The sequence below is a fragment of the Streptomyces qinglanensis genome, from assembly GCF_900111245.1.
Lineage (GTDB): Bacteria > Actinomycetota > Actinomycetes > Streptomycetales > Streptomycetaceae > Streptomyces > Streptomyces qinglanensis.
The window spans coordinates 176,095-198,170 of sequence record NZ_FOGO01000013.1 but is presented as its reverse complement, the minus strand read 5'-3'; the positions used below and the strand labels follow the sequence as shown (position 1 = coordinate 198,170).

Here is a 22,076-nt window from a genome sequence, read left to right as displayed (position 1 = left end):
TGGGCGGACGCGCGGCAAAACCGGGGTGAATGACCACAGCAGGAGGCATTGTGAGCAGCGACCGGGACGAGATCCGCGTCCGCGGGACCATGCCCGGCTCCGACCAGCTCGACGCGGAAGCGGATGCCGAGGGCGAAACGGAGTCGACGGGCCAGTTCACCATCGACTACACGCCGCCTGCCTGGTACACGCAGGACGCGGCGAGCAGGCCGGAGCCCCCGCAGGCGGCGCCCGCCGCACCGCCCGCTCCGCCTTCCGGGGCGGGCGGTGCGGCCGGGCCGGTCCCGGGCGGTGCGCGGTACGACGGGGACTGGTGGGCGGGTTCGCCCGAGGCCGCGGCCCCGGCCCCGCCCGAGGCCCCGCCGCAGTCGGACCACCAGGACCCGGGTGGCGGCACCGGTCCCGAGGGGGCCGCGGAGGCCACCGGACCGTACGACGGTTCCGCTGCCGGACCCGCCGAGGACCTGCCCGCCTTCCCCTCGCTGACGCCGTTGAGCGAGCAGGGGCCGGGCGCGGCAGCGACCCCGGCCGAGGCGGAACCGGTCGCCGCGGACGCCGAACACGTCCCGGACGAGCGGCCGGAGCAGCATTCCGCGCCCGCTCCGGCCGACGAGGGCCCCGCGCCCGCTCCCGCCGACGAGGGCCCCGCGTCGGCTCCGGCCGGCACGAGCGAACCGGACGGCGACGCTGACGACGTCGCGGCCGTCGCACCGGGCGAGGCCCGCGAGGCCCGCGAAGCCGGGGATGCGGACGAAGCGGCTGACGCGCTCGGGCCCGACTCCTTCGGCGCCGAGGCCGACCGCGCGGAGCCGGACACGGAGGGCGCGCCGGGGGACACCGCCACGCCGAGCTGGCGCGCGCCCTCCGCGGCCGCTCCCGAGCCCGAGCAGCGTGCCGAGGGCGGACCCGAGTCCGAGCCGGAGACCGCGCCCGAGCCCGAGGAAGCACAGCAGACGGCGGCCGCCTCAGCGGTACCGGAGGTCCCGGGCGCGATCGAGGACGGCGCCACCATGCGCTTCTCCGCCGCGGCGCTGCGACGCGAGATCGCCGCACACGCCGAGGACGCGTCCGGCGCCGACGCGCCGCAGGGCGGCGACGGCACGGCGGCCGATCCGGCGCACCTTCGGACCGGTGCTGCGCGTGCCGAGCGCGGTGGCACCACTCCGGCGCCGGAGGCCGGGGGCGACGACCGTGCGGTCGGCGAGACGGGAGCGGCAGAGCCGGAGGACGCGATCCCGGTCTCGTACGACTTCGACCTGGAGGCGCCCTCCAGCGAGCGGTTGGTGGACGCCCCGCCTCCGCGGGCGACTCCGCAGCCGCGGAGCTCCGAGCCGCAGGACGCGATGCCTCCGCACCCGCTGCGGCGGGAGAACGGCCCGCCCGCCGAGGGCAGCGGCAGCACGATGGGGGACGGGCAGGGTCTGCCTCCGCTGCCGCCGGACTTCCAGCCCGCCGCGGCCGCGCCGCCCGTCGGTACCGGCCGCCCGGACACGCCCGCAGGAGGTGTGCCGCAGGGCGACAACGCCGGTACTCCGACGGAGGGTTGGCATCCGGGCGGCGCGCCTTCCGTGCCACCGCAGGGAGCCGGTGGCGGGCCGGGGGCGGACCAGCCGCTCGGCGCGCACCAGGGACAGGCGCCGTGGGTCCCGGACCCGCAGGGTCCGCCCGCCGCACCGCAGGCGGCGGCGCAGCCGCATGCTCCGCAGCATCCGCAACTCCCGCAGCAGCCGCAGCAGCCGCAGCAGGTACCGGACCAGCCACCGGGGGCTCACTACGGCTACCCGCAGGCGGGGCAGCAGCCCAGCGGTGCGCCGGTACCGCCCGCGCAGCAGCCGGGGCATCCGGTTCTGGGGCAGGCGCAGCCGGGACAGCCGTACGGGCCCGGGCCCGGGCCCGGGCCGAGCCGACCCGGGCCGCCGCAGGGCCACCAGCAGCCCGGCCAGGTCCAGCCCGGCCAGGTGGCCCAGCCCGGACAACCGCAGCCCGGTCAGGGCCACCTCGGTCAGGAGCAGCCCGGTCAGGAGCAGTTCCCGGCACAGCCGGCGGCGGGCCGGCCCGGTCCGTCCGGTCACACGCCCGGGTACCCGCCGGCCGCCGGCGCGCAGGCACCCGCCCCGCAGCAGGCACCGGCCCCCCAGCCCGCACCGGGCCGGCAGCCCCCTGCCCAGGCGCCGTACCCCGGTCAGGCACAACCGCCGGGACAGGGGCAGCCGCCCGCGCAGGCTCCGCAGCCCGGTCAGCCCCAGCCACCCGTGCAGGGGCAGCCGCCGCTCCAGCCGCATCCCGGCGCCGTGGATCCGCGTCGGGTGGACCAGTCCGGCTCCCCGCTGGGCTACACCGCAGCGGTCGAACTGTCCTCGGACCGGCTGATCAACAACAAGAAGAAGCCGCGTCCCCAGCCGGGCAACAAGAGTTCGCGGTTCAAGTTCGGCGCCAAGAAGGAGGAGGCCGAGCGGCAGCGCAAGCTGGACGTGATCCGTACGCCGGTGCTGTCCTGCTACCGGATCGCCGTCATCAGCCTCAAGGGCGGCGTCGGGAAGACGACCACCACCACGGCGCTGGGCTCGACACTGGCCACGGAGCGCCAGGACAAGGTGATCGCCATCGACGCCAACCCGGATGCGGGCACCCTCGGCCGCCGGGTGCGGCGCGAGACCGGTGCCACCATCCGCGATCTGGTCACCGCGATCCCGTACTTGAACAGCTACATGGACATCCGCCGGTTCACCTCCCAGGCGTCGTCCGGGCTGGAGATCCTGGCCAACGACGTCGACCCGGCCATCTCGACCACGTTCAACGACGACGACTACCGGCGCGTCATCGACGTGCTGGGCAGGCAGTACCCGATCATCCTGACCGACTCGGGCACGGGCCTGCTGTACTCCGCCATGCGGGGCGTGCTGGACCTGGCCGACCAGCTCATCATCATCTCCACGCCGTCGGTGGACGGCGCCAGCAGTGCCAGCACGACGCTCGACTGGCTTGCCGCGCACGGCTACTCGGAGCTGGTGCAGCGGAGCATCACCGTCATCTCCGGGGTTCGCGAGGTGGGGAAGATGATCCGGGTCGAGGACATCGTGGCGCACTTCGAGACCCGGTGCCGCGGTGTGGTCACCGTGCCGTTCGACGAGCATCTCTCCGCCGGAGCCGAGCTGGATCTGACCATGATGCGGCCGAGGACACGCGAGGCGTACTTCAACCTGTCCGCCATGGTGGCCGAGGACTTCGCACGGGCGCAGCAGCAGCAGGGCCTGTGGACTGCGGACGGCAACCCGCCGCCGCAGCTCGCTCCCCCGATGCCGGGCCAGGGCGGAGTTCCGGGACAGGGAGCTCAGCCGGGGCACCCGGGCGCCGCGCCCGGCGGTCCGCCGCCCGCGCAGCAGCCCCCGTACGGGGCGGGCGGCAGCGGCTACGGCTATCCCGGGCCCGCGCAGCAGCAAGGCCACCCGGGCGGTCCCGGACAGCCGGGGCAGCCTCAGCCCGGCAGCGGCTGGCAGCAGTAGCGGTGACGGGGGCCGGGACGCGGCGGCGCCCCGAGGCCCCCGGAACCGGGAATGCATGCGAGGGGCGGTCGGACCTGGTCCGACCGCCCCTCGCATGCTCGCGCCCGTCCGGCTCGGACGGGGACCGCACCCCGGACCGGGAGGTCCGGGGTGCGGCTCAGCCCGCTGCCGCGGCCACCAGCCGCCGGGACTCCTCGACGTCCTGGGCCATCCGGGCCTTCAGCGCCTCGAGCGTCTCGAACTTCTCCTGGCCCCGGATGTACTCCAGGAAGTCCACCGCCGCGTGCAGCTCGTACAGGTCCAGGTCCACCCGGTCGATGGCGTACGCCTCCACTGTCCGCTCGACGCCGTCGAACTGGGGATTGGTGCCGACCGAGAGCGCGGCGGGCATCGCCTCGCCGTCCACCGTCAGCCAGCCGGCGTACACACCGTCGGCCGGGACGGCCGTGTGCGGAAGGGTCTCCACGTTCGCCGTGGGGTAGCCGAGTTCGCGGCCCCGCTGCGCACCGCGCACCACCACTCCCTCGACGCGGTGCGGGCGGCCCAGCACCTGGGCCGCGCCGCGCACGTCGCCCTCGGCCACCAGCCGGCGCGCCATGGTGGAGGAGAACGCCTCACCGCCGTCCGTACGCTCGAAGAGGTCGACGACGACCACGTCGTAGTCGTAGGTCCCACCGAGTTCGGCCAGCGACTCGACGGTGCCGGCGGCCTTGTGTCCGAAGCGGAAGTTCGGGCCTTCCACGACGCTGCGCGCGTGCAGCTTGTCCACGAGGACCTTGACCACGAAGTCGGCGGGCGACAGCTTGGAGAACTCGGAGGTGAAGGGGAGCGCGAGGACGGCGTCCACCCCCAGTTCGCCCATGAGTTCCGCCCGCCGGTGGTGCGGTGCGAGCAGCGGGGGGTGGCTGCCCGGCCGGACGACCTCGCTGGGGTGCGGGTCGAACGTGACGACGACGGCGGGGACGCCCAGTTCCCTGGCACGCTCCACGGTCCTGCCGATGATGAGCTGGTGCCCCCGGTGCACCCCGTCGTACGAGCCGATGGTGACGACGCTGCGCCCCCAGCCCTCGGGGATGTCCTCCAAGCCACGCCAGCGCTGCACGTCTGCTCCTCGTCGCTACCTAGTTCGCCAGTGCCTGTGCCGTTGGTGATGACGGCGGGTTCCGCCGGTCCAAGGGTGCCATGCCCCACCGGTGCGGCCCGCAGGGACCCACCTCCGGACGTGCCGGGCGGCGCGGCACCCGCCGGCTCCGGGCGCCGGGCACCGGGGCCACCGCGGCACGCCCGCCCTGCGTGCCGCCGCCTCCCGCGGGGCACCTGCCCGGGGCGGCGGGGGCGGGCCTCACACGAAGACGGCCAGGCTCCTGGCCCGGCCCTCGCGCTCCTCCACCAGGGCGACGAACTGCCCGCCCGGGCCGAACACCGCGACGGGGCCCGGTCCGCTGCCGCGGGGCATCCGCAGTTGCACGCCGTTGCCGATGAGACGCGCCTGCTCCTCGTCGATGTCCCAGCGGGAGAACGCGGCCGCCGCGGCGTCACCCAGCGGCAGCACGGGCAGCGGCTCCTCGGCGTCCACGAACTGCTGCAACTGCTCCACGGTGTGCGCGCCGTCCAGGCCGTAGGGGCCGACCCGGGTGCGCCGCAGCGCGGTCAGATGGCCGCCTGTGCCCAGTTCCGCGCCCACGTCGCGGGCGAGTGCGCGCACATAGGTGCCGGACGAGCACACCACCGAGACCAGTACGTCCGTGACGGGTGTGCCGTCCTCGGCGGTGTCCGGGCGCACATCGTGCACCTGGAACGAGGAGACGGTGACCGGGCGGGCGGCCAGCTCCACCTCCTCGCCCTCGCGGACCCGGGCGTAGGCGCGCTTGCCGTCCACCTTCACGGCGCTGACCGCGGAGGGCACCTGCGAGATGGCGCCGGTCTGGGCGCTGACGGCCGCGTCCAGCCGTTGCCGGTCGACGTCCTCGGCGCCCCGCGCTGCGGTGATCTCCCCCTCGGCGTCCTCCGTCACGGTCTCCTGCCCGAGCCGGAGGGTGGCGACGTACTCCTTCTCCGTCAGGGCGAGGTGGCCGAGCAGCCGGGTGGCCCGTTCGGTGCCGAGGACCAGCACGCCGGTGGCCATCGGGTCGAGTGTTCCCGCGTGGCCGACCCGCCGGGTGCGGGCCATACCGCGCACCTTGGCCACGACGTCGTGCGAGGTGAACCCGGCGGGCTTGTCGACGACGAGCAGTCCGCCGGGGCCGTTGTCTCTCCTGCGTGCCACGGATCAGGCGCTCTCGTCCTCGCCGTCTCCGCCGTCCCCGCCCTCGAGGGCGGACTCGCCCGGCTTGCGGTAGGGGTCGGCCTCACCTGCGTACGAGGCGCCGGAGGACGCCTTGCGGACCTCCTCGTCGGCGGCCCGCGCGCGGGCGAGCGCCTCGTCGATCGTCTTGGCGTTCTCCGGGAGCGCGTCCGCGACGAACGTCAGGCTCGGGGTGTGCTTGATGCCCGCCGCCGAGCCGACGGCGGAGCGGAGCACGCCCTTGGCGCTCTCCAGTCCGGCCGCGGCCGCCTTGCGGTCCTCCTCGTCGCCGTACACGGTGTAGAAGACCGTCGCCTCCCTCAGGTCGCCGGTGACCCGGGTGTCCGTGACGGTCACCTGGGTGCCGAGCCGGGGGTCTTTGATCCCGCGGTGCAGCTTCTCGGCGACCACCTCACGGATGAGGTCCGCCAGCCTCTTCGCCCGCGCATTGTCGGCCACTGGTCCGTCTCCTTGCTCTGCGCCTCGCGCTCACGCGCTGCTGCGTTCTCTCTGCGTCTGCTGCGTCTGCTGACGTTCTGCGTTCTCCGCCGCGGCGACGGCCGCGGCTGCTGTGGTGCTATGCGTCGTCGCCATGGAACTGCCGCCGCACGGAGAGCAGTTCCACTTCGGGGCGCCCGGCGACCAGCCGCTCGCAGCGGTCCAGCAGGTCGCTGAGGTGCCCCGCGTCACCGGACACCGCGGCCAGTCCGATGTGGGCTCTGCGATAGAGGTCCTGCTCGCCCGTCTCGGCGACGCTGACCGCGTACTTGCGCTGCAGTTCGGCGACGATGGGGCGGACGACGGAGCGCTTCTCCTTGAGCGACCGCACGTCGCCGAGAAGCAGGTCGAAGGACAGCGTCCCTACGTACATACAGTCCGGGTCATGCCACCCGTGGGGCCTTGGGTTGCCGCCCAGCGGTGGCTGGGGGCGTGGAATGCACTGGCACCGTACACGCAACGGCCGGGGCCGATCGACGGAAATACTCCGCCGGTCGGCCCCGGTCCCGTACATCGCCCGATCACCACTCGCGGTGAACGGCGCTCCGCACGGGGTGCCTCCGCAGGGATCAGCCGCGCGGCTTCTCCCGCATCTCGTACGTCGCGATGACGTCGTCGACCTTGATGTCGTTGAAGTTCCCGAGGTTGATACCGCCCTCGAAGCCTTCGCGGATCTCGGTGACATCGTCCTTGAAGCGGCGCAGGCCCTCGATGTTGAGGTTCTCCGCCACGACCTTGCCGTCCCGGATGACGCGGGCCTTGGTGTTCCTGCGCACCTCGCCGGAGCGGATGAGGACACCGGCGATGTTGCCCAGCTTGGACGAGCGGAAGACCTCGCGGATCTCCGCCGTGCCCAGCTCGACCTCTTCGTACTCGGGCTTGAGCATGCCCTTGAGCGCCGCCTCGATCTCCTCGATGACCTGGTAGATCACCGAGTAGTACCGGACGTCCACACCCTCGCGCTCGGCCAGCTGGGTCGCGCGCCCCTCGGCGCGGACGTTGAAGCCGATCACGATGGCGTCGGAGCCGGTCGCCAGGTCGATGTCGGTCTCGGTGACCGCACCCACCCCGCGGTGCAGGATGCGCAGGTCCACCTCCTCGCCGACGTCGAGCTGGAGGAGCGAGGACTCCAGGGCCTCCACCGAACCGGACGCGTCGCCCTTGATGATGAGGTTGAGCTGCTGCACCTCGCCCGCCTTGAGCACCTTGTCCAGGTCCTCCAGGGAGACGCGGCGGGTCCGCTTGGCGAAGGCCGCGTTGCGCTCGCGCGCAGCGCGCTTCTCGGCGATCTGCCGTGCCGTGCGGTCCTCGTCCACCACCAGGAAGTTGTCGCCGGCGCCCGGGACGTTGGTGAGACCGAGCACCAGGACGGGGGTCGAGGGACCCGCTTCCTTGATGTTCTCGCCCTTGTCGTCGAGCATCGCGCGCACCCGGCCGTAGGCGTCGCCCACGACCATGGTCTCGCCGACCCGCAGCGTGCCGCGCTGGACCAGGACGGTCGCCACGGCGCCGCGGCCGCGGTCGAGGTGGGCCTCGATGGCGAGACCCTGCGCGTCCTGTTCGGGGTTGGCCCGCAGGTCGAGCGAGGCGTCCGCGGTCAGGACCACGGCCTCGAGGAGCTCCTCGATGTTCAGCCCCTGGCGCGCGGAGATGTCGACGAACATCGTGTCGCCGCCGTACTCCTCGGCCACCAGCCCGTACTCGGTCAGCTGGCCGCGGACCTTGGTGGGGTCGGCACCCTCGACGTCGATCTTGTTGACCGCGACGACGATCGGCACCTCGGCCGCCTTGGCGTGGTTGAGCGCCTCGATCGTCTGCGGCATCACGCCGTCGTTGGCCGCGACCACGAGGATCGCGATGTCGGTCGACTTGGCACCGCGGGCACGCATGGCGGTGAAGGCCTCGTGACCGGGGGTGTCGATGAAGGTGATCTTGCGCTCTTCGTCGTTCACCTCGGTCGACGCCTGGTAGGCACCGATGTGCTGGGTGATGCCGCCGGCCTCGCCCTCGATGACGTTGGTCTTCCGGATCGCGTCCAGCAGCCTCGTCTTACCGTGGTCGACGTGACCCATGACGGTCACCACCGGCGGACGCGCCACGAGTGCCGTCTCGCCACCCTCGTCCTCGCCGAACTCGATGTCGAAGGACTCGAGAAGCTCGCGGTCCTCCTCCTCCGGGCTGACGATCTGGACGACGTAGTTCATCTCCTCGCCGAGGAGGTTCAGCGTCTCGTCGGAGACGGACTGGGTCGCGGTGACCATCTCGCCCAGGTTGAACATCACCTGGACCAGCGACGCCGGGTTGGCGTTGATCTTCTCCGCGAAGTCCGTGAGCGAGGCACCGCGCGACAGCCGGACGATCTCGCCCTTGCCGCGCGGCAGCATCACGCCGCCGACCGACGGCGCCTGCATCTGCTCGTACTCCTGGCGCCGCTGCCGCTTCGACTTGCGGCCGCGACGGGCCGGACCGCCGGGGCGGCCGAACGCACCCTGGGTGCCACCGCGGCCACCGGGACCGCCCGGACGACCGGCGAAACCGGGGCGGCCACCGCCACCGGGACGACCGGCGAAACCGCCGCCGCCACCCGGACGGCCACCGCCGCCGCCACCGGGACGACCGGCGAAACCGCCGCCGCCACCCGGACGGCCACCGCCGCCGCCACCGGGACGACCGGCGAAACCGCCGCCGCCCGGACGACCGCCGCCACCCGGACGGCCACCGCCGCCGGGGCCGCCGCGGCCGGGGCCGGGACGCGGGCCGGCAGCGGGACGCTGCGGCATCATGCCCGGGTTCGGACGGTTGCCGCCGCCGCCGGGACGCGGGCCGCCGCCCTGCGGGGCCTGCGGACGGGGCATGTTGCCCGGCGTGGCGCGACCGCCGCCCGGAGCCTGCGGACGCGGACCGGCCTGGCCGGCTCCGCCCTGGCCCTGGCCCTGACCCTGGCCCTGACCGGGCTTGGGCGCACCGGGCTTCGGGGCACCCGGCTTGGGCGCACCGCCGGAGCGCGGCGACTGGGGACGCGCCATACCGGTGGAGCCACCGGAGGTGAAGGGGTTGTTGCCCGGGCGCGGGCCGGAGGGGCGCCCGCCCGGCTTGGGAGCCTGACCCGGCTTCGGCGCCTGACCGCCCTGCGGACGGCCCTGGCCGCCCGGCTTGGGGGCCTGCCCCGGCTTGGGTGCCTGGCCCGGCTTCGGGGCCTGACCCGGCTTGGGGGCTCCCGGCGCGGCGGGCGGCGCCTGGAAGTCCGGCTTCGCGGGCGCGGCGGGCTGCGCGGGCCCCGGCTTGGGCGCACCGGGCTTCGGGGCGCCGGGCTTGGGCGCCTCGGCAGCGCCCGTCTCACCCTGTGCGGGGCTCGGGGCAGGGGTCACCGGGGCCGCGGGGCCCGGCTTGGGGGCGCCGGGCTTCGGCGCACCCGGCTTCGGTGCGCCCGGCTTGGGCGCGGGGGTCGGTGCGGCGGCCTTCTTCGGCGCCGCAGGCTTCGCCGCGGACTTCTTGGCACCTGAGCCAGAGCCCGCGTCGAACGCGTCTGTCAATTTGCGGACTACCGGCGCCTCGATCGTCGAGGACGCCGAACGGACGAATTCACCGAGTTCCTGGAGCTTGGCCATGACGACCTTGCTCTCGACTCCAAGTTCCTTGGCGAGTTCGTATACCCGGACCTTAGCCACTTCGCTCCTTACGGCCCGGGGGGTCGTCCGCCGGACCTTCGCTACTGATGCATGGGCGTACTCATCGCGTACTCATCGAGTGCTCATCGCAATCTCGACCTACTTCCCACTCGCGAGGTACCTCTCCCGGTACGGAGGTTCCGTACGGGCTCCTACGGTGCTTGCTGTGCGTTCCGCTCCACGTGCTCCCGCAGATCTGCGAGGTCGAACGGACCCGGACCCCGGAAGGCCCGGTTGAATGCCCGGCGCCGGACTGCCTGCTCGAGGCAGGACGGCACGGAGTGCACATACGCACCCCGACCGGGCAGCCTACCGCGAAGATCGGGGATCAGGCTTCCCCCGATCAGCACCACCCGCAGCAGACCTTGCTTGTCGGTGCGCTCCCGGCAGCCGACACAGGTCCGCTGAGGGCACGCCCGACCACGCGTCCGGCCAGACACTGCTTAAGTCTACCTCCCCGAAGCCCCGAAACCCGTTGGGGGGTAAGGGCACCGTCAGTCGTCGGCGATCCGGTCCGTGCGCATCCGACCGCGCGCGGTGACCGGACCGGTCCCGGTTCAGCTGTGCTCGGCGGGGCGCTCCGGAGCCGGTTCGTCCCCTGCCGCGTCGGCGGTGTCCGGGCGGATGTCGATGCGCCAGCCGGTGAGGCGCGCGGCGAGCCGGGCGTTCTGCCCTTCCTTGCCGATCGCCAGCGAGAGCTGGTAGTCGGGCACGGTGACCCGGGCGGACCGGGCCGCGAGGTCGAGGATCTCGACCTTGCTCACCCGCGCCGGGGAGAGGGCGTTGGCGACCAGCTCGGCCGGGTCCTCGGACCAGTCCACGATGTCGATCTTCTCACCGTGCAACTCCGCCATCACGTTGCGCACCCGGCCGCCCATCGGGCCGATGCAGGCGCCCTTGGCGTTGAGCCCGGAGCGGGCCGACCGTACAGCGATCTTGGTGCGGTGACCCGCCTCGCGGGCGATGGCCGAGATCTCCACCGAGCCGTCCGCGATCTCCGGGACCTCCAGCTCGAAGAGCTTCTTGACCAGGTTGGGGTGGGTGCGCGACAGCGTCACCGAGGGGCCGCGCACGCCCTTGACCACCCGGACCACGTAGGTCCGCAGCCGGGTGCCGTGCCCGTACTCCTCCCCGGGCACCTGCTCCTGCGGCGGCAGGATGGCCTCCAGCTTGCCGATGTCCACCAGCACGCTCTTGGGGTCCTTGCCCTGCTGGACGACGCCCGCCACGACGTCGCCCTCGCGGCCCGCGTACTCGCCGAAGGTGACCTCCTCCTCGGCGTCCCGCAGCCGCTGCAGGATGACCTGCTTGGCCGTCGTCGCGGCGATCCGGCCGAACCCGGTGGGAGTGTCGTCGAACTCCCGCGGCTCCGCGCCCTCTTCGAGCTCCTCGGCGCTCTCCTTGGCCCACACCGTGACGTGGCCCGTCTTGCGGTCCAGCTCCACGCGCGCGTCGCGCCTGCTGCCCTCCGTGCGGTGGTACGCGATGAGGAGGGCCGACTCGATCGCCTCGACCAGCAGGTCGAGCGAGATCTCCTTCTCCCTGACCAGCCCGCGCAGGGCACTCATGTCGATGTCCACGGCTACGCCTCCTCCTCGTTCTCGTTCCCGGCGGCTTCGGCGTCGCCGTCCGCGGACATGCGCCGCTGCTGTGCGGCCTTGGGGTTGAACTCGATCTCGACCCGCGCCTTGGCGATCTCGTCGAAGGCGAGCCTGCGGGCGGTGGGCTTGCGCCCCTTGACCCCGGGCACCTCCAGGTCGAGGCCCTCGTCGTCGACAGCGGTCAGGCGGGCGGTCAGCTCCCCGCCGCCGGCGGCATCGGTGAGCTGCGCCTTCACCAGCCGCCCGACGGCGCGGCGGTAGTGCCGCAGCTCGCTCAGCGGCCGGTCGGCCCCGGGAGAAGTGACTTCCAGCACGTACGGGGCGCCGCCCATCGCGTCGCTCTCGTCGAGCACTTCGGAACAGGCGCGGCTCAGCTCCGCGCAGGTGTCCAGTTGGACCCCGTCGTCGGCGTCCACCACGACACGCAGGACGCGCCGCTTTCCCGCCGGGGTCACATCGATCTCTTCGAGATCCAACCCCCTCTTGCTGACGAGCGGTTCCAGCAGTCCGCGCAGCCTCTCGCTCTGGGTGGTGCTCATCCGGGTGACTCCTCGGCCGCGTGTGCTGTTGTAGGGGGCCTTGTGACAAGGGCGTGTCGCCGCCCAAGCCTATCGTCTGTGGCGCGCTGCGCCGACCCGGTGGCGCAACGCACGGCTGTGCGCAGCCTCACCGCTGTGTGCGGCGTCCGGGTGCGGACCCGGGCCGGCAGGGGTGGCCGCGGGCAGCCGCGGGAAGAACCCCGGGTACCCTCGCGGGGCGTGACCGGCGCGCCACCGCGGTCACGAACCCGGGCGAGGCCGCAGTCCGTCTGGCCGTCCGTTCGCCCACATCCAGGGAGTGCACATGTCGCTGATGCCGTCACCGGCGGCGGCGCGGCCGCGCCGCAGAGCGCTGCTGACCGGCGCCCTGGGCACCACCGGCGCGGCGTTCGGGCTGCCGCTCCTCGCTGCATGCACCAGCGGGGAGGCGGCGGGAGACGCCGACGGCGCCGGTGCGGACGCGGCACGGCGGCTGCGCAGCAGCGCGGCCCGCGACAGCGAACACCTGCTGGCCCGCTACGACGGCACGACCAAGGTGCACCCGGCACTGGCCGCACCGCTGCGGCCGCTGCGCGAGGAGGTCCTCCGCCACGTGCGGGTGCTGCGCGACGGGGAGCCCGGCACCCGGTCCCCCTCCCCCGGCGCGCGCGGCTCCCGCAGCCCCTCCGGCGCGCCGGGCACCGACCGCTCCGTGCAGCCAGGCGGGCGCACCGGCGCCTCCGAAGGCCCGCCCGGCCCGGACACCGCCTCCGTGCCAAAGAGCCCCGAAGCGGCGCTCGCGGCGCTGGCCAGGGCGGAACGGCAGTTGGCCGACACCCGCACCAAGGCACTGGACGGTGCGCCGCCCGAGCTCGCCCGGCTGCTCGCCTCGGTGGCCGCCTGCGGCTCGGCGCACGGATACCTCCTCGACCAGCGGGGCAAGGACACCGGCAGCGGAGACGACGGCGGGAGCGCGGACGACGGCATGGCCGACGAGGCCGGGCCGCGCCGGGAGAGGGCGGCGGAGGGATGACGGAACTGACCGCTGCGCAGGCGGCGTTGCGCGCCGAGCATGCCGCCGTCTACGGCTACGGGGTCGTCGGCGGCCGGATCGACGAGGACCGCAGGGGCGAGGCCCGGGAGTGCTACGAGGCGCACCGGGCGCGCCGGGACGTGCTGCGCCGCACCGTCCGCGCGCTGGGCGGCGAGCCGGAACCGGCCGCCGCCGCCTACGCGCTGCCCTTCGCCGTCCCGGACAGCGCGGCGGCCGTGCGGCTCGCCGCCCAGTTGGAGGACCGCGTCGCCGGGGTGTACGCGGACCTGGTGCGGGCAAGCGAGGGGGCACGGCGGCGCACGGCTGCCGACGCACTGCGCGAGGCCGCGGTCCGCTCCGTCCGCTGGAAGGGCGGCGGGGTGGCCTTCCCGGGCCTGACCGAGCTGGGCGCCGGGGACTCACCGGCCTCCCCCTCGGGGGCGCCGGACGGCTCGGCCGTCCCCGGCGCGCTGTGATCCCGCCGTGCGCGCGGTCCGTGCGCACCCCCCGAGAATGCTCCCGAGAGTCCTGACGAAAGGCCCGTCCGGAATGGCTTCCGTGCTGCCCCTCGAACCCCCGCAGCGGCTGTCGCGCGCGCTGGCCGCCCAGCCGGGCGCCCCTGCGGTCGCTGCGGCGCAGAACTGGCTGCGGGAGCTCCCCGCACTGCTGGAGCGGTGGCTCCGGGAGTGGGAGCTGGAGGCCGAACGGGTGGTGACTCCGGGCGGGCGCAGCAGCGTGGTGGTGCTGGTGCGGCAGGCCGACGGCACCCCGGCGGCCCTCAAGCTGCCGGCGCCGGACGGGGCGCCCGCGCAGGTGCGGACCGCGCGCGAGTACGCGGCGCTGACCGCCTGGCACGGGCTCGGTGCCGTACGGGTGCTGCGGGCAGCGCCGGAGGAGGGCGTACTGCTGCTGGAGCGGCTGCGCTGCGAGGTGTCGTTGCGGTCGCTGGCGGAGGCCAAGGCGACGCTGGAGGCGGTCTCGGTGGTGCGGCGGCTGTGGGTGCCGCCGCCCGCGGGCCACGGCCTGGAGACGGTCGCCGAGCACACCGCGCAGGAGGCGGCGCAGATGCGTTCCTCGGTGCCCCCGGACGCCGAACCGCTGGTGGCCGCTGCGCTGGAGGCGCGCGCGGCGATGCTGGCCGAACCAGCCGAGGGCGAGGCGGTGCTGCTGCACGGGGACTTCCGCCAGGGTGCCGTGCTGGCCGCCGCCGGCTCCGGCGAGCGGGCGCACTGGCTGACGGTGGGACCCGATCCTCTGGTGGGCGAGCCCGCCTACGACCTGGCCCGGCTGGTGCGCGACCGGCTGCACGACCTGATGGCCTCCAGCGGGGCCCCGGCCGCCACCCGTCGCCGCGTCAACAAGCTCGCCGACTCGCTGGACGTGCCGCGCGAACGGGTGCGGCACTGGACGCTCTACCGCGCGGTCGAGTCCGCGTGCCGGCAGTACGCGGGCGGCGGCACCGCGGACGCGGAGATGCTGCTGGAGTTCGCGGCCTGGCTGTGACGCGTCCGGCCCGGTGCGGAGATCCCGCACCGGGCCGGACCAGGTCAGTGCCCGGTGAGCGCGGTCAGCCCTGGGTGAGCCGCGCGAGGGCCTCCTCGACCGGGAGCTCCTCGCGCTCGCCGGTGCGCCGGTCCTTGAGCTCCACGCGGCCGTCCTTGATGCCCCGCCCGGCGATCAGGATGGTCGGCACCCCGATCAGTTCGGCGTCGGTGAACTTCACCCCCGGGGAGACGCTCGTGCGGTCGTCCACCAGCACCCGGACGCCCGCGGCGCCGAGCCGGTCGGCGATCTCCAGCGCGGCCTCGGTCTGCTGCGCCTTGCCCGCCGCGACCACGTGCACATCGGCGGGCGCCACCTCGCGCGGCCAGTACAGGCCGTGCTCGTCGGCGTGCTGCTCGGCCAGCGCGGCCACGGCGCGCGAGACGCCGATGCCGTAGGAGCCCATCGTCACGCGGACCGGCTTGCCGTCCTTGCCGAGCACGTCGAGCTCGAACGCGTCGGCGTACTTGCGGCCGAGCTGGAAGATGTGGCCGATCTCGATGGCGCGGTCCAGCTCGATGCCGGCGCCGCACTCCGGGCAGGGGTCGCCCGGCTCGACCACGACGACGTCGAGGTACTGGTCGACCTCGAAGTCCCGTCCGCAGACCACGTTGCGGGCGTGCCGGCCCTCCTCGTTGGCGCCCGTGATCCAGGAGGTGCCGGGCGCCACCCGCGGGTCGGCGAGGTAGCGGAACGCCTTGCCGGCCATGCCGCCCTGCGGTCCCACGTAGCCGCGGACCAGGTCCCGGCGGCCCTCGAAGTCCTCCGCGGTGACCAGTTCGACGGTGGCGGGTGCGAGCTGCTCGCCGAGCTTGCCCAGATCCACCTCGCGGTCGCCGGGGACGCCGACCGCGGTGATCTCGCCGTCCACCTTGACCAGCAGGTTCTTCAGGGTCGCCGAGGCGGGCACGCCCAGGTGCGCGGCGAGCGCCTCGATGGTGGGCGTGTCGGGGGTGTCCAGCTTCTCGACCGGGTCGTGGCCCTCGGTCGAGGCGGGCTGGAGCGTGACCGAGACGGCCTCGGTGTTCGCCGCGTAGCCGCACTGCGGGCACTGCACGAAGGTGTCCTCGCCGGCCGCGGCGGGCGCCAGGAACTCCTCCGAGGCGGAGCCGCCCATGGCCCCGGAGACCGCCGAGACGATGCGGTAGTCCAGGCCCAGGCGCTCGAAGATGCGCCGGTAGGCGACGCGGTGCGCGGCGTAGGACTCGGCCAGGCCCTCGTCGGAGACGTCGAAGGAGTAGGAGTCCTTCATGGTGAACTCGCGCCCGCGCAGGATGCCGGAGCGGGGGCGGGCCTCGTCGCGGTACTTGGTCTGGATCTGGTAGACCGTGACCGGCAGGTCCTTGTACGAGGTGCACTGGTCCTTGACGACCTGGGTGAAGATCTCCTCGTGCGTGGGGCCGAGCAGGTAGTCGCCGCCCTTCCGGTCCTTGAGACGGAAGAGCAGGTCGCCGTACTCCTCGTAGCGGCCGGAAACCTCGTAGGGCTCCTTGGGCAGCAGCGCCGGGAGCAGTACCTCCTGGCCGCCGATGGCGTCCATCTCCTCGCGGACGACGCGGGTGACGTTCTCCAGCACCTGCTTGCCCAGCGGGAGCCACGTCCAGATCCCGGCTGCGGTGCGGCGCACGAATCCGGCACGGACCAGCAGCTTGTGGCTGAGTGTCTCCGCGTCGGCCGGGTCGTCACGCAGCGTCTTCAGCATCGACCTGGACAAACGCTGGACACGGGCTGCCATGGGGACTCCTGCTCGGGGCTGTACTCGCGATGAGTGACGGAACACGTCGCCACGGAGCCTATCGGCCCGGACCGGCAGCACGGAAACGAGATGCCGGGCGGCGGCTGTGCCGGCCGCCCGGCTCAGGCCCGCGCCAGCGGCAGCCACGCGCCCATGACCGCGTACGGCTGCGGGGCGCTGGGGAACTGCACCCGGCGGGCCAGGTCGCGGTATCCCAGGCTGCGGTAGAGGGCGCGGGCCGGGCTGTCGAGGTCGAGGGCCGACAGCAGGGACCGCGGTTCGGTGGCGGCGTCGGTGAGCCGGGTGATCAGCTCGCGTCCGATGCCGCGGTGCTGGAAGGCGGGGTGCACATGCAGCTCCGTGATCACGAAGGTGTCGTCCAGCCAGTCCTGGCAGCCGTGCCGGCGCAGGTAGGGCTCCACCACCGTCGACCACCACTGGGAGCGGTCGTTCGGCATCCCGTAGACGAAGCCGACCAGCCGGCCCTCCTCGGTCGCGGCGCCCAGCGCCCGCGCACCCGGCGAGGCCATGTGCCGCAGCACGATGTGCCTGCGGATGCCGATCTCGTCGTCGGTCAGTCCGAAGGCGACGGCCTGGACGGCCAGCGCCTCGTCGACGCGGACGGCGAGGTCGAGCGGGCCGGTGACCACGCTCCGGGGGTCCGGGAGCGATCTCCCGGCTGTGTGCGGCATGGCCGGGAGGCTACTTCCTCGGCCGGGCCCGCGCGAAGAGGCCGCGCAGCGCGGTCGCACCGGCGGGCGGGCTCAGAACAGGACGCTCATGAACGCGCCGGCCTCACGGAAGCCGACGCGGCGGTAGGCGGCGCGGGCGGGCGCGTTGAAGTCGTTGACGTAGAGGCTGACGAGCGGGGAGACGTCGCGCAGCGCGTGGTCGACGACGGCGGCCATGCCGGTCTCCGAGAGGCCCTCGCCGCGCCGGTCCGGTGCCACCCAGACGCCCTGGATCTGGCAGGCGTAGGGGGTGACGGCGCCGATCTCGGCCTTGAAGACGACCCGGCCGTCCTCGATGCGGGCGAAGGAGCGTCCGGTGCCGACGAGCTCGGCGACCCGTGCCTGGTAGACGAGTCCGCCGTCCCCGGCGAGCGGCGAGACGCCGACCTCCTCGGTGAACATGGCCACGCAGGCGGGCAGCACGAGGTCCATCTCGTCCTTGGCGACGCGGCGCACCAGCGGATCGGGCGGGACGTCGGGCGGCACCCGGTCGGTGACCAGCAGCGGCTGGTTGGCCCGCACCTCGCGGGCCGGGCCCCAGTGCGGCTCCAGCCAGGACCACAGCGCGGCGGTCGGACCGGCCGGGCCGACGATGGACGAGCAGCGGCGGCCCTGGCGGCGCGCCCGCTCGGCGAACGCGCGGACGGCCTCGGGGCCCGCGCACAGCGGGACGAGGTTGGCGCCGCTGTAGCAGAGGGCCTCCAGACTGCCGTCCCGGTACCAGCCCCACATCTCGCCGCCCAGCCGCCACGGGTCGAGCCCGGCGGTCTGCACGCGGGCCGTGACGAACGCGTTGTTGACCGGCTCCCGGCGCAGGACGGCGAGCGCGTCCTGCAGTTCGGCCGGTTCGACGACCTTGGTGGAGGTGGTGGTCAACAACGGTCTCGGTGCCTCACCGTGCGGCCCGCGGGCGTAAGGGACGATCTGCTGGCACTGTACCCGGGCGCTCAGCAGCGCGCCGCCGCACGGCCGTGTCCGGCCGCGCGGCGGCTGCGAGGCTGCGGTGCCGCGGGGAGCAGTCCCGGGCCGGGCTCAGCCCGCGGTGGTGACCACGGGCTCGCCGGAGGCGATGCCGTCCTTCTCCATCTGCTCGGCGATCTTCATGGCCTCGTCGATGAGCGTCTCGACGATCTTGGATTCGGGGACGGTCTTGATGACCTCGCCCTTGACGAAGATCTGCCCCTTGCCGTTGCCGGAGGCGACGCCGAGGTCGGCCTCCCGGGCCTCGCCGGGGCCGTTGACGACGCAGCCCATGACGGCGACGCGCAGCGGCACGTCCATGCCCTCCAGGCCCGCGGTGACCTCGTCGGCGAGCTTGTAGACGTCGACCTGGGCGCGGCCGCAGGACGGGCAGGAGACGATCTCCAGACCGCGCTGGCGCAGTCCGAGGGACTCCAGGATCTGGATGCCGACCTTGACCTCCTCGGCGGGCGGCGCCGAGAGGGAGACCCGGATCGTGTCGCCGATGCCCTCGCTGAGCAGCGCGCCGAAGGCGACGGCCGACTTGATGGTGCCCTGGAAGGCCGGGCCGGCCTCGGTGACGCCGAGGTGCAGCGGGTAGTCGCAGCGCTGGGCCAGCAGCCGGTAGGCGTTGACCATCACGACCGGGTCGTTGTGCTTGACCGAGATCTTGATGTCGCGGAAGCCGTGCTCCTCGAAGAGCGAGCACTCCCAGAGCGCGGACTCGACCAGTGCCTCGGGGGTGGCCTTGCCGTACTTCTCCAGCTGCCGCTTGTCCAGGGAGCCCGCGTTGACGCCGATCCGGATGGGGGTGCCGGCGGCGGAGGCCGCGGTGGCGATCTCCTTGACCTTGTCGTCGAACTGCTTGATGTTGCCGGGGTTCACCCGGACGGCCGCACAGCCGGCGTCGATGGCCTGGAAGACGTACTTCGGCTGGAAGTGGATGTCGGCGATCACCGGGATCTGCGACTTGCGGGCGATCGTGGCGAGCGCGTCGGCGTCGTCCTGGGTGGGGCACGCCACCCGGACGATCTGGCAGCCGGACGCCGTCAGCTCCGCGATCTGCTGCAGCGTCGGGCCGATGTCCGCGGTGCGGGTCGTGGTCATGGACTGCACGGACACGGGCGCGTCCCCACCCACCGCGACCGGTCCTACCTGGATCTTCCGGCTCACCCTGCGGTCGGCGAGCTTGGCCGGGACGTCCGGCATTCCGAGCGAAATCGCTGTCATCAGCGTGCAACCCCAACGGTGTCGTTCAGTCCCGGGTTCAGCGGGCTCCGGCCCCCGAGATTACGGCACTGCCGTCGCACCGGGCACATCGTCGGGGAAATATGCCGCATTCCATGACGCCCATGCAGGAATCGCATGGGCGTCCGCGTGTCGGACCGGGGTCGGGTCAGCCGGTGAGTCTGACCGGATTGACCACGTCCGCCACCAGCACCAGAAGCGTGAAGCACAGGAAGATCCCGGCCACCACGTAGGCGAGGGGCATCAGCTTGGCGACGTCGAAGGGGCCGGGGTCGGGCCGCCGGAAGACCTTGGCCAGATTCCGCCGGAGCGACTCCCACACGGCCCCCGCGATGTGTCCGCCGTCCAGCGGCAGCAGCGGCAGCATGTTGAACAGGAACAGGCTCAGATTGAACCCGGCCACCAGGAAGAGCATCGTCGCCACCCGCTGGCTCGGCGGGATGTCGAGCGAGAAGACCTCGCCGCCGACCCGGGCCGCGCCCACCACGCCCATCGGCGAGTCCTGCTTGCGCTCGGCGCCGTCGAAGGCCGCGTTCCACAGGTCGGGCACCTTCCCCGGCAGGGCGATCAGCGCTTCCACGCCGTTGGCCATCATGTCGCCCATCCGGTCCACGGCCTGCGGGAACGACTGCTGCACGACGCCGCTGGCCGGGGTGAAGCCGAGGAACCCGGCGGAGACGTACTCGTCGGGCACATAGCTGCCGTGGCCGTCGGATTTGGCCACCTTGTTCTCGATCAGGTCCGCGTGCAGCGTGCGCCGCGCGCCGTCCCGCTCGACGGTCAGGGTGGCGGGCCCGGTGGTGTCACGGATGCTCCGCTGGAGTGCGCCCCAGTCCTCGACGCGCTTCCCGTCGAAGGAGACGATCTTGTCACCCGGCTGCAGCCCGGCGGCCTTGGCCGGGGAGTCCTTGGCGCCCTCGGGGCACTTGTCGGTCTGCGCCGAGGCGGGGATCACGCACTCCGAGACCGTGGAGACGGTGGTGGTCTGGGTGTTGACGCCGAAGGTCATCAGCACCAGCAGGAAGATCACCACGGCCAGCACCAGGTTCATGAACGGCCCGGCGAACATCACGACGACGCGCTTCCACGGCTTGCGGGTGTAGAGCATCCGGTGCTCGTCCCCCGGCTTGAGCTCCTCGTACGCGGCCGAGCGGGCGTCCTCGATCATGCCGCGGAACGGCGAGGAGGAGCGCTGCCGCACGGCGCCGTCGTCCCCCGGCGGGAACATGCCGATCATGCGGATGTAGCCGCCGAGCGGCACGGCCTTGATCCCGTACTCGGTCTCGCCCTTGTGCTTGGACCACAGGGTGGGGCCGAAGCCGACCATGAACTGCGGCACCCGGACGCCGAACATCTTGGCCGTGGAGAAGTGGCCCAACTCGTGCCAGGCGATGGAGAACAGCAGGCCGACGACGAAGACGACTATGCCGAGGATGGTCATGAGCGCCGTCATGCGCGGGCCTCCGCTGTTGCTGTGGCGGACCGTGCCGCCAGGTCACGGGCGCGGGCACGCGCCCACTTCTCTGCGGCGAGGACATCGGAAAGGGTCAGCCCGGTTCCGTCCGGCGTGCCGTGCTCCTCGACCACAGCGGCCACCGTATCCACGATGCCCGTGAACGGCAGCCTTCCGGCCAGAAACGCCTCGACGCACTCCTCGTTCGCGGCGTTGAACACCGCGGGAGCCGTTCCGCCCAGCGCGCCCACCCGGCACGCCAGCGGGACGGCGGGGAACGCCTCCTCGTCCAGCGGGTAGAAGTCCCAGGACATCGCCTCGGTCCAGGAGAAGACCGGTCCGGCGTCCGGCACCCGCTCGGGCCAGCCGAGGCCGAGCGCGATCGGCAGCCGCATGTCGGGAGGTCCGCACTGGGCGAGGGTGGAGCCGTCCGTGAACTCCACCATCGAGTGGACCGCGGACTGCGGATGGACCACCACCTGGATGCGCTCGAACGGGATGTCGTACAGCAGATGGGCCTCGATCACCTCCAGGCCCTTGTTGACCAGGGTGGCCGAGTTGACGGTGATGACGGGGCCCATCTCCCACGTCGGGTGGGCCATCGCCTCGCGCGGGGTCACCTCGGCCAGCTCAGCCCTGCTGCGCCCGCGGAACGGGCCGCCCGAGGCGGTGACCAGGAGCTTTCGCACCTCGGCGCGGGTGCCGCCGAGCAGGGCCTGGAACAGCGCGGAGTGCTCCGAGTCGACCGGCACGATCTGGCCCGGCCGGGCCAGCGCCTTGACCAGGGGTCCGCCGACGATGAGGGATTCCTTGTTGGCCAGTGCCAGGATCCGTCCTGCCTCCAGCGCCGCCAGGGTGGGCGCCAGGCCGATGGAGCCGGTGATGCCATTGAGCACCGTGTGGCACGGCGAGCCGGCCAGCTCCGTCGCCGCGTCCGGCCCCGCCAGCACCTCGGGCAGCGGCTCTCCGGTGCCGTACGCCGCACGCAGGGCCGTGCGCAGCGCGGGCACCGCCTCCGTTCGGGCCACGGCCACCGTGCCCACCCGCAGCAGCCGTGCCTGCTCGGCGAGCAGGTCCACGCGGCCGCCCGAGGCGGCCAGCGCGGTCACCCGGAACCGGCCGGGGTTCTTCAGCACGACGTCGACGGCCTGCGTGCCGATCGAACCCGTCGAGCCGAGGATCACGATGTCGCGCGGTGCGCCCGTCGGCGCCGCTGCCACCGTGCCGTTGCCGGACGGCTCGGTGCCGGGGTGGCGCAGATGCGGGTCAGCGAGGGAGTCGGTCATGCCCCTATTGTGTCCG

Annotated in this window: 18 protein-coding genes; 4 read left to right on the top strand and 14 right to left on the bottom strand. The window is 73.4% G+C overall.

Translation table 11 applies throughout. The features are described 5' to 3' along the window. Window positions 1–50: 50 nt before the first annotated feature. Complete coding sequence (locus BMX65_RS24730; protein ID WP_075002559.1) at window positions 51–3,503, top strand: SCO5717 family growth-regulating ATPase; 3,453 nt, start codon at window positions 51–53, stop codon at window positions 3,501–3,503. Window positions 3,504–3,660: 157 nt separating this feature from the next. On the opposite strand, the gene BMX65_RS24725 is transcribed toward BMX65_RS24730, so the two are convergent. The 8 genes from BMX65_RS24725 to rimP all read right to left on the bottom strand — a co-directional run bounded on the left by BMX65_RS24725 (window position 3,661) and on the right by rimP (window position 12,093). Beyond that, window positions 3,661–4,605 (bottom strand): bifunctional riboflavin kinase/FAD synthetase, encoded by a 945-nt coding sequence (locus BMX65_RS24725; protein ID WP_075002558.1) that lies wholly within the window; start codon window positions 4,603–4,605, stop codon window positions 3,661–3,663. A gap of 240 nt (window positions 4,606–4,845) precedes the next feature. Next, window positions 4,846–5,769 (bottom strand): tRNA pseudouridine(55) synthase TruB, encoded by a 924-nt coding sequence (truB, locus tag BMX65_RS24720; protein WP_075002557.1) that lies wholly within the window; start codon window positions 5,767–5,769, stop codon window positions 4,846–4,848. A gap of 3 nt (window positions 5,770–5,772) precedes the next feature. Beyond that, window positions 5,773–6,246: a 30S ribosome-binding factor RbfA gene (rbfA, locus tag BMX65_RS24715; protein WP_075002556.1), complete on the bottom strand. Its 474-nt coding sequence runs from the start codon at window positions 6,244–6,246 to the stop codon at window positions 5,773–5,775. Window positions 6,247–6,364: 118 nt separating this feature from the next. Next, window positions 6,365–6,658, bottom strand: a complete 294-nt coding sequence (locus tag BMX65_RS24710) for a DUF503 domain-containing protein (protein ID WP_075002555.1) — start codon at window positions 6,656–6,658, stop codon at window positions 6,365–6,367. Window positions 6,659–6,854: 196 nt separating this feature from the next. Next, window positions 6,855–9,953 (bottom strand): translation initiation factor IF-2, encoded by a 3,099-nt coding sequence (infB, locus tag BMX65_RS24705; RefSeq protein WP_075002554.1) that lies wholly within the window; start codon window positions 9,951–9,953, stop codon window positions 6,855–6,857. 152 nt (window positions 9,954–10,105) lie between these two features. Then, complete coding sequence (locus BMX65_RS24700; protein WP_075002553.1) at window positions 10,106–10,393, bottom strand: YlxR family protein; 288 nt, start codon at window positions 10,391–10,393, stop codon at window positions 10,106–10,108. 117 nt (window positions 10,394–10,510) lie between these two features. Beyond that, window positions 10,511–11,533, bottom strand: a complete 1,023-nt coding sequence (gene nusA, locus BMX65_RS24695) for a transcription termination factor NusA (protein ID WP_075002552.1) — start codon at window positions 11,531–11,533, stop codon at window positions 10,511–10,513. Between the two features lie 2 nt (window positions 11,534–11,535). After that, complete coding sequence (gene rimP / locus BMX65_RS24690; RefSeq protein ID WP_075002551.1) at window positions 11,536–12,093, bottom strand: ribosome maturation factor RimP; 558 nt, start codon at window positions 12,091–12,093, stop codon at window positions 11,536–11,538. 304 nt (window positions 12,094–12,397) lie between these two features. Between rimP and BMX65_RS24685 the strand changes: the two genes are divergently transcribed. The 3 genes from BMX65_RS24685 (at window position 12,398) to BMX65_RS24675 (ending at window position 14,608) form a co-directional block, all read left to right on the top strand. After that, window positions 12,398–13,105, top strand: a complete 708-nt coding sequence (locus tag BMX65_RS24685; protein ID WP_075002550.1) for a hypothetical protein — start codon at window positions 12,398–12,400, stop codon at window positions 13,103–13,105. After that, window positions 13,102–13,581, top strand: coding sequence for a ferritin-like domain-containing protein (locus BMX65_RS24680; RefSeq protein WP_075002549.1), 480 nt, complete (start codon window positions 13,102–13,104; stop codon window positions 13,579–13,581). The genes BMX65_RS24685 and BMX65_RS24680 overlap by 4 nt, the downstream gene beginning before the upstream one ends. Window positions 13,582–13,654: 73 nt before the next feature. Continuing rightward, a complete protein-coding gene (locus BMX65_RS24675; protein ID WP_075002548.1) occupies window positions 13,655–14,608 on the top strand; it encodes an aminoglycoside phosphotransferase family protein in 954 nt (317 codons plus the stop codon). Between the two features lie 64 nt (window positions 14,609–14,672). Here BMX65_RS24675 and BMX65_RS24670 read toward each other — a convergent pair whose 3' ends face one another. The 6 genes from BMX65_RS24670 to dxr form a co-directional block, all read right to left on the bottom strand. Next, window positions 14,673–16,382: a proline--tRNA ligase gene (locus BMX65_RS24670; RefSeq protein ID WP_075002547.1), complete on the bottom strand. Its 1,710-nt coding sequence runs from the start codon at window positions 16,380–16,382 to the stop codon at window positions 14,673–14,675. A gap of 122 nt (window positions 16,383–16,504) precedes the next feature. Beyond that, the gene (locus BMX65_RS24665) at window positions 16,505–17,074 is read right to left on the bottom strand and encodes a GNAT family N-acetyltransferase (protein WP_075002546.1); all 570 of its coding nucleotides are present in this window, start codon (window positions 17,072–17,074) and stop codon (window positions 16,505–16,507) included. Window positions 17,075–17,146: 72 nt separating this feature from the next. Beyond that, window positions 17,147–17,992: a GNAT family N-acetyltransferase gene (locus tag BMX65_RS24660; protein ID WP_075002545.1), complete on the bottom strand. Its 846-nt coding sequence runs from the start codon at window positions 17,990–17,992 to the stop codon at window positions 17,147–17,149. A gap of 153 nt (window positions 17,993–18,145) precedes the next feature. Further along, on the bottom strand, window positions 18,146–19,303 hold the full coding sequence (gene ispG, locus BMX65_RS24655) for a flavodoxin-dependent (E)-4-hydroxy-3-methylbut-2-enyl-diphosphate synthase (RefSeq protein WP_075002544.1): 1,158 nt from the start codon (window positions 19,301–19,303) through the stop codon (window positions 18,146–18,148). Between the two features lie 166 nt (window positions 19,304–19,469). Beyond that, entirely contained in the window at window positions 19,470–20,774 is a 1,305-nt protein-coding gene (locus BMX65_RS24650) for a M50 family metallopeptidase (RefSeq protein WP_075002543.1), read from the bottom strand. Beyond that, window positions 20,771–22,060 carry a 1-deoxy-D-xylulose-5-phosphate reductoisomerase gene (gene dxr / locus BMX65_RS24645; protein WP_075002542.1) on the bottom strand — a complete coding sequence of 430 codons (1,290 nt, stop codon included), beginning with the start codon at window positions 22,058–22,060 and terminating at the stop codon, window positions 20,771–20,773. Before dxr ends, BMX65_RS24650 begins: the two co-directional genes overlap by 4 nt. Between the last annotated feature and the right edge of the window lie 16 nt (window positions 22,061–22,076).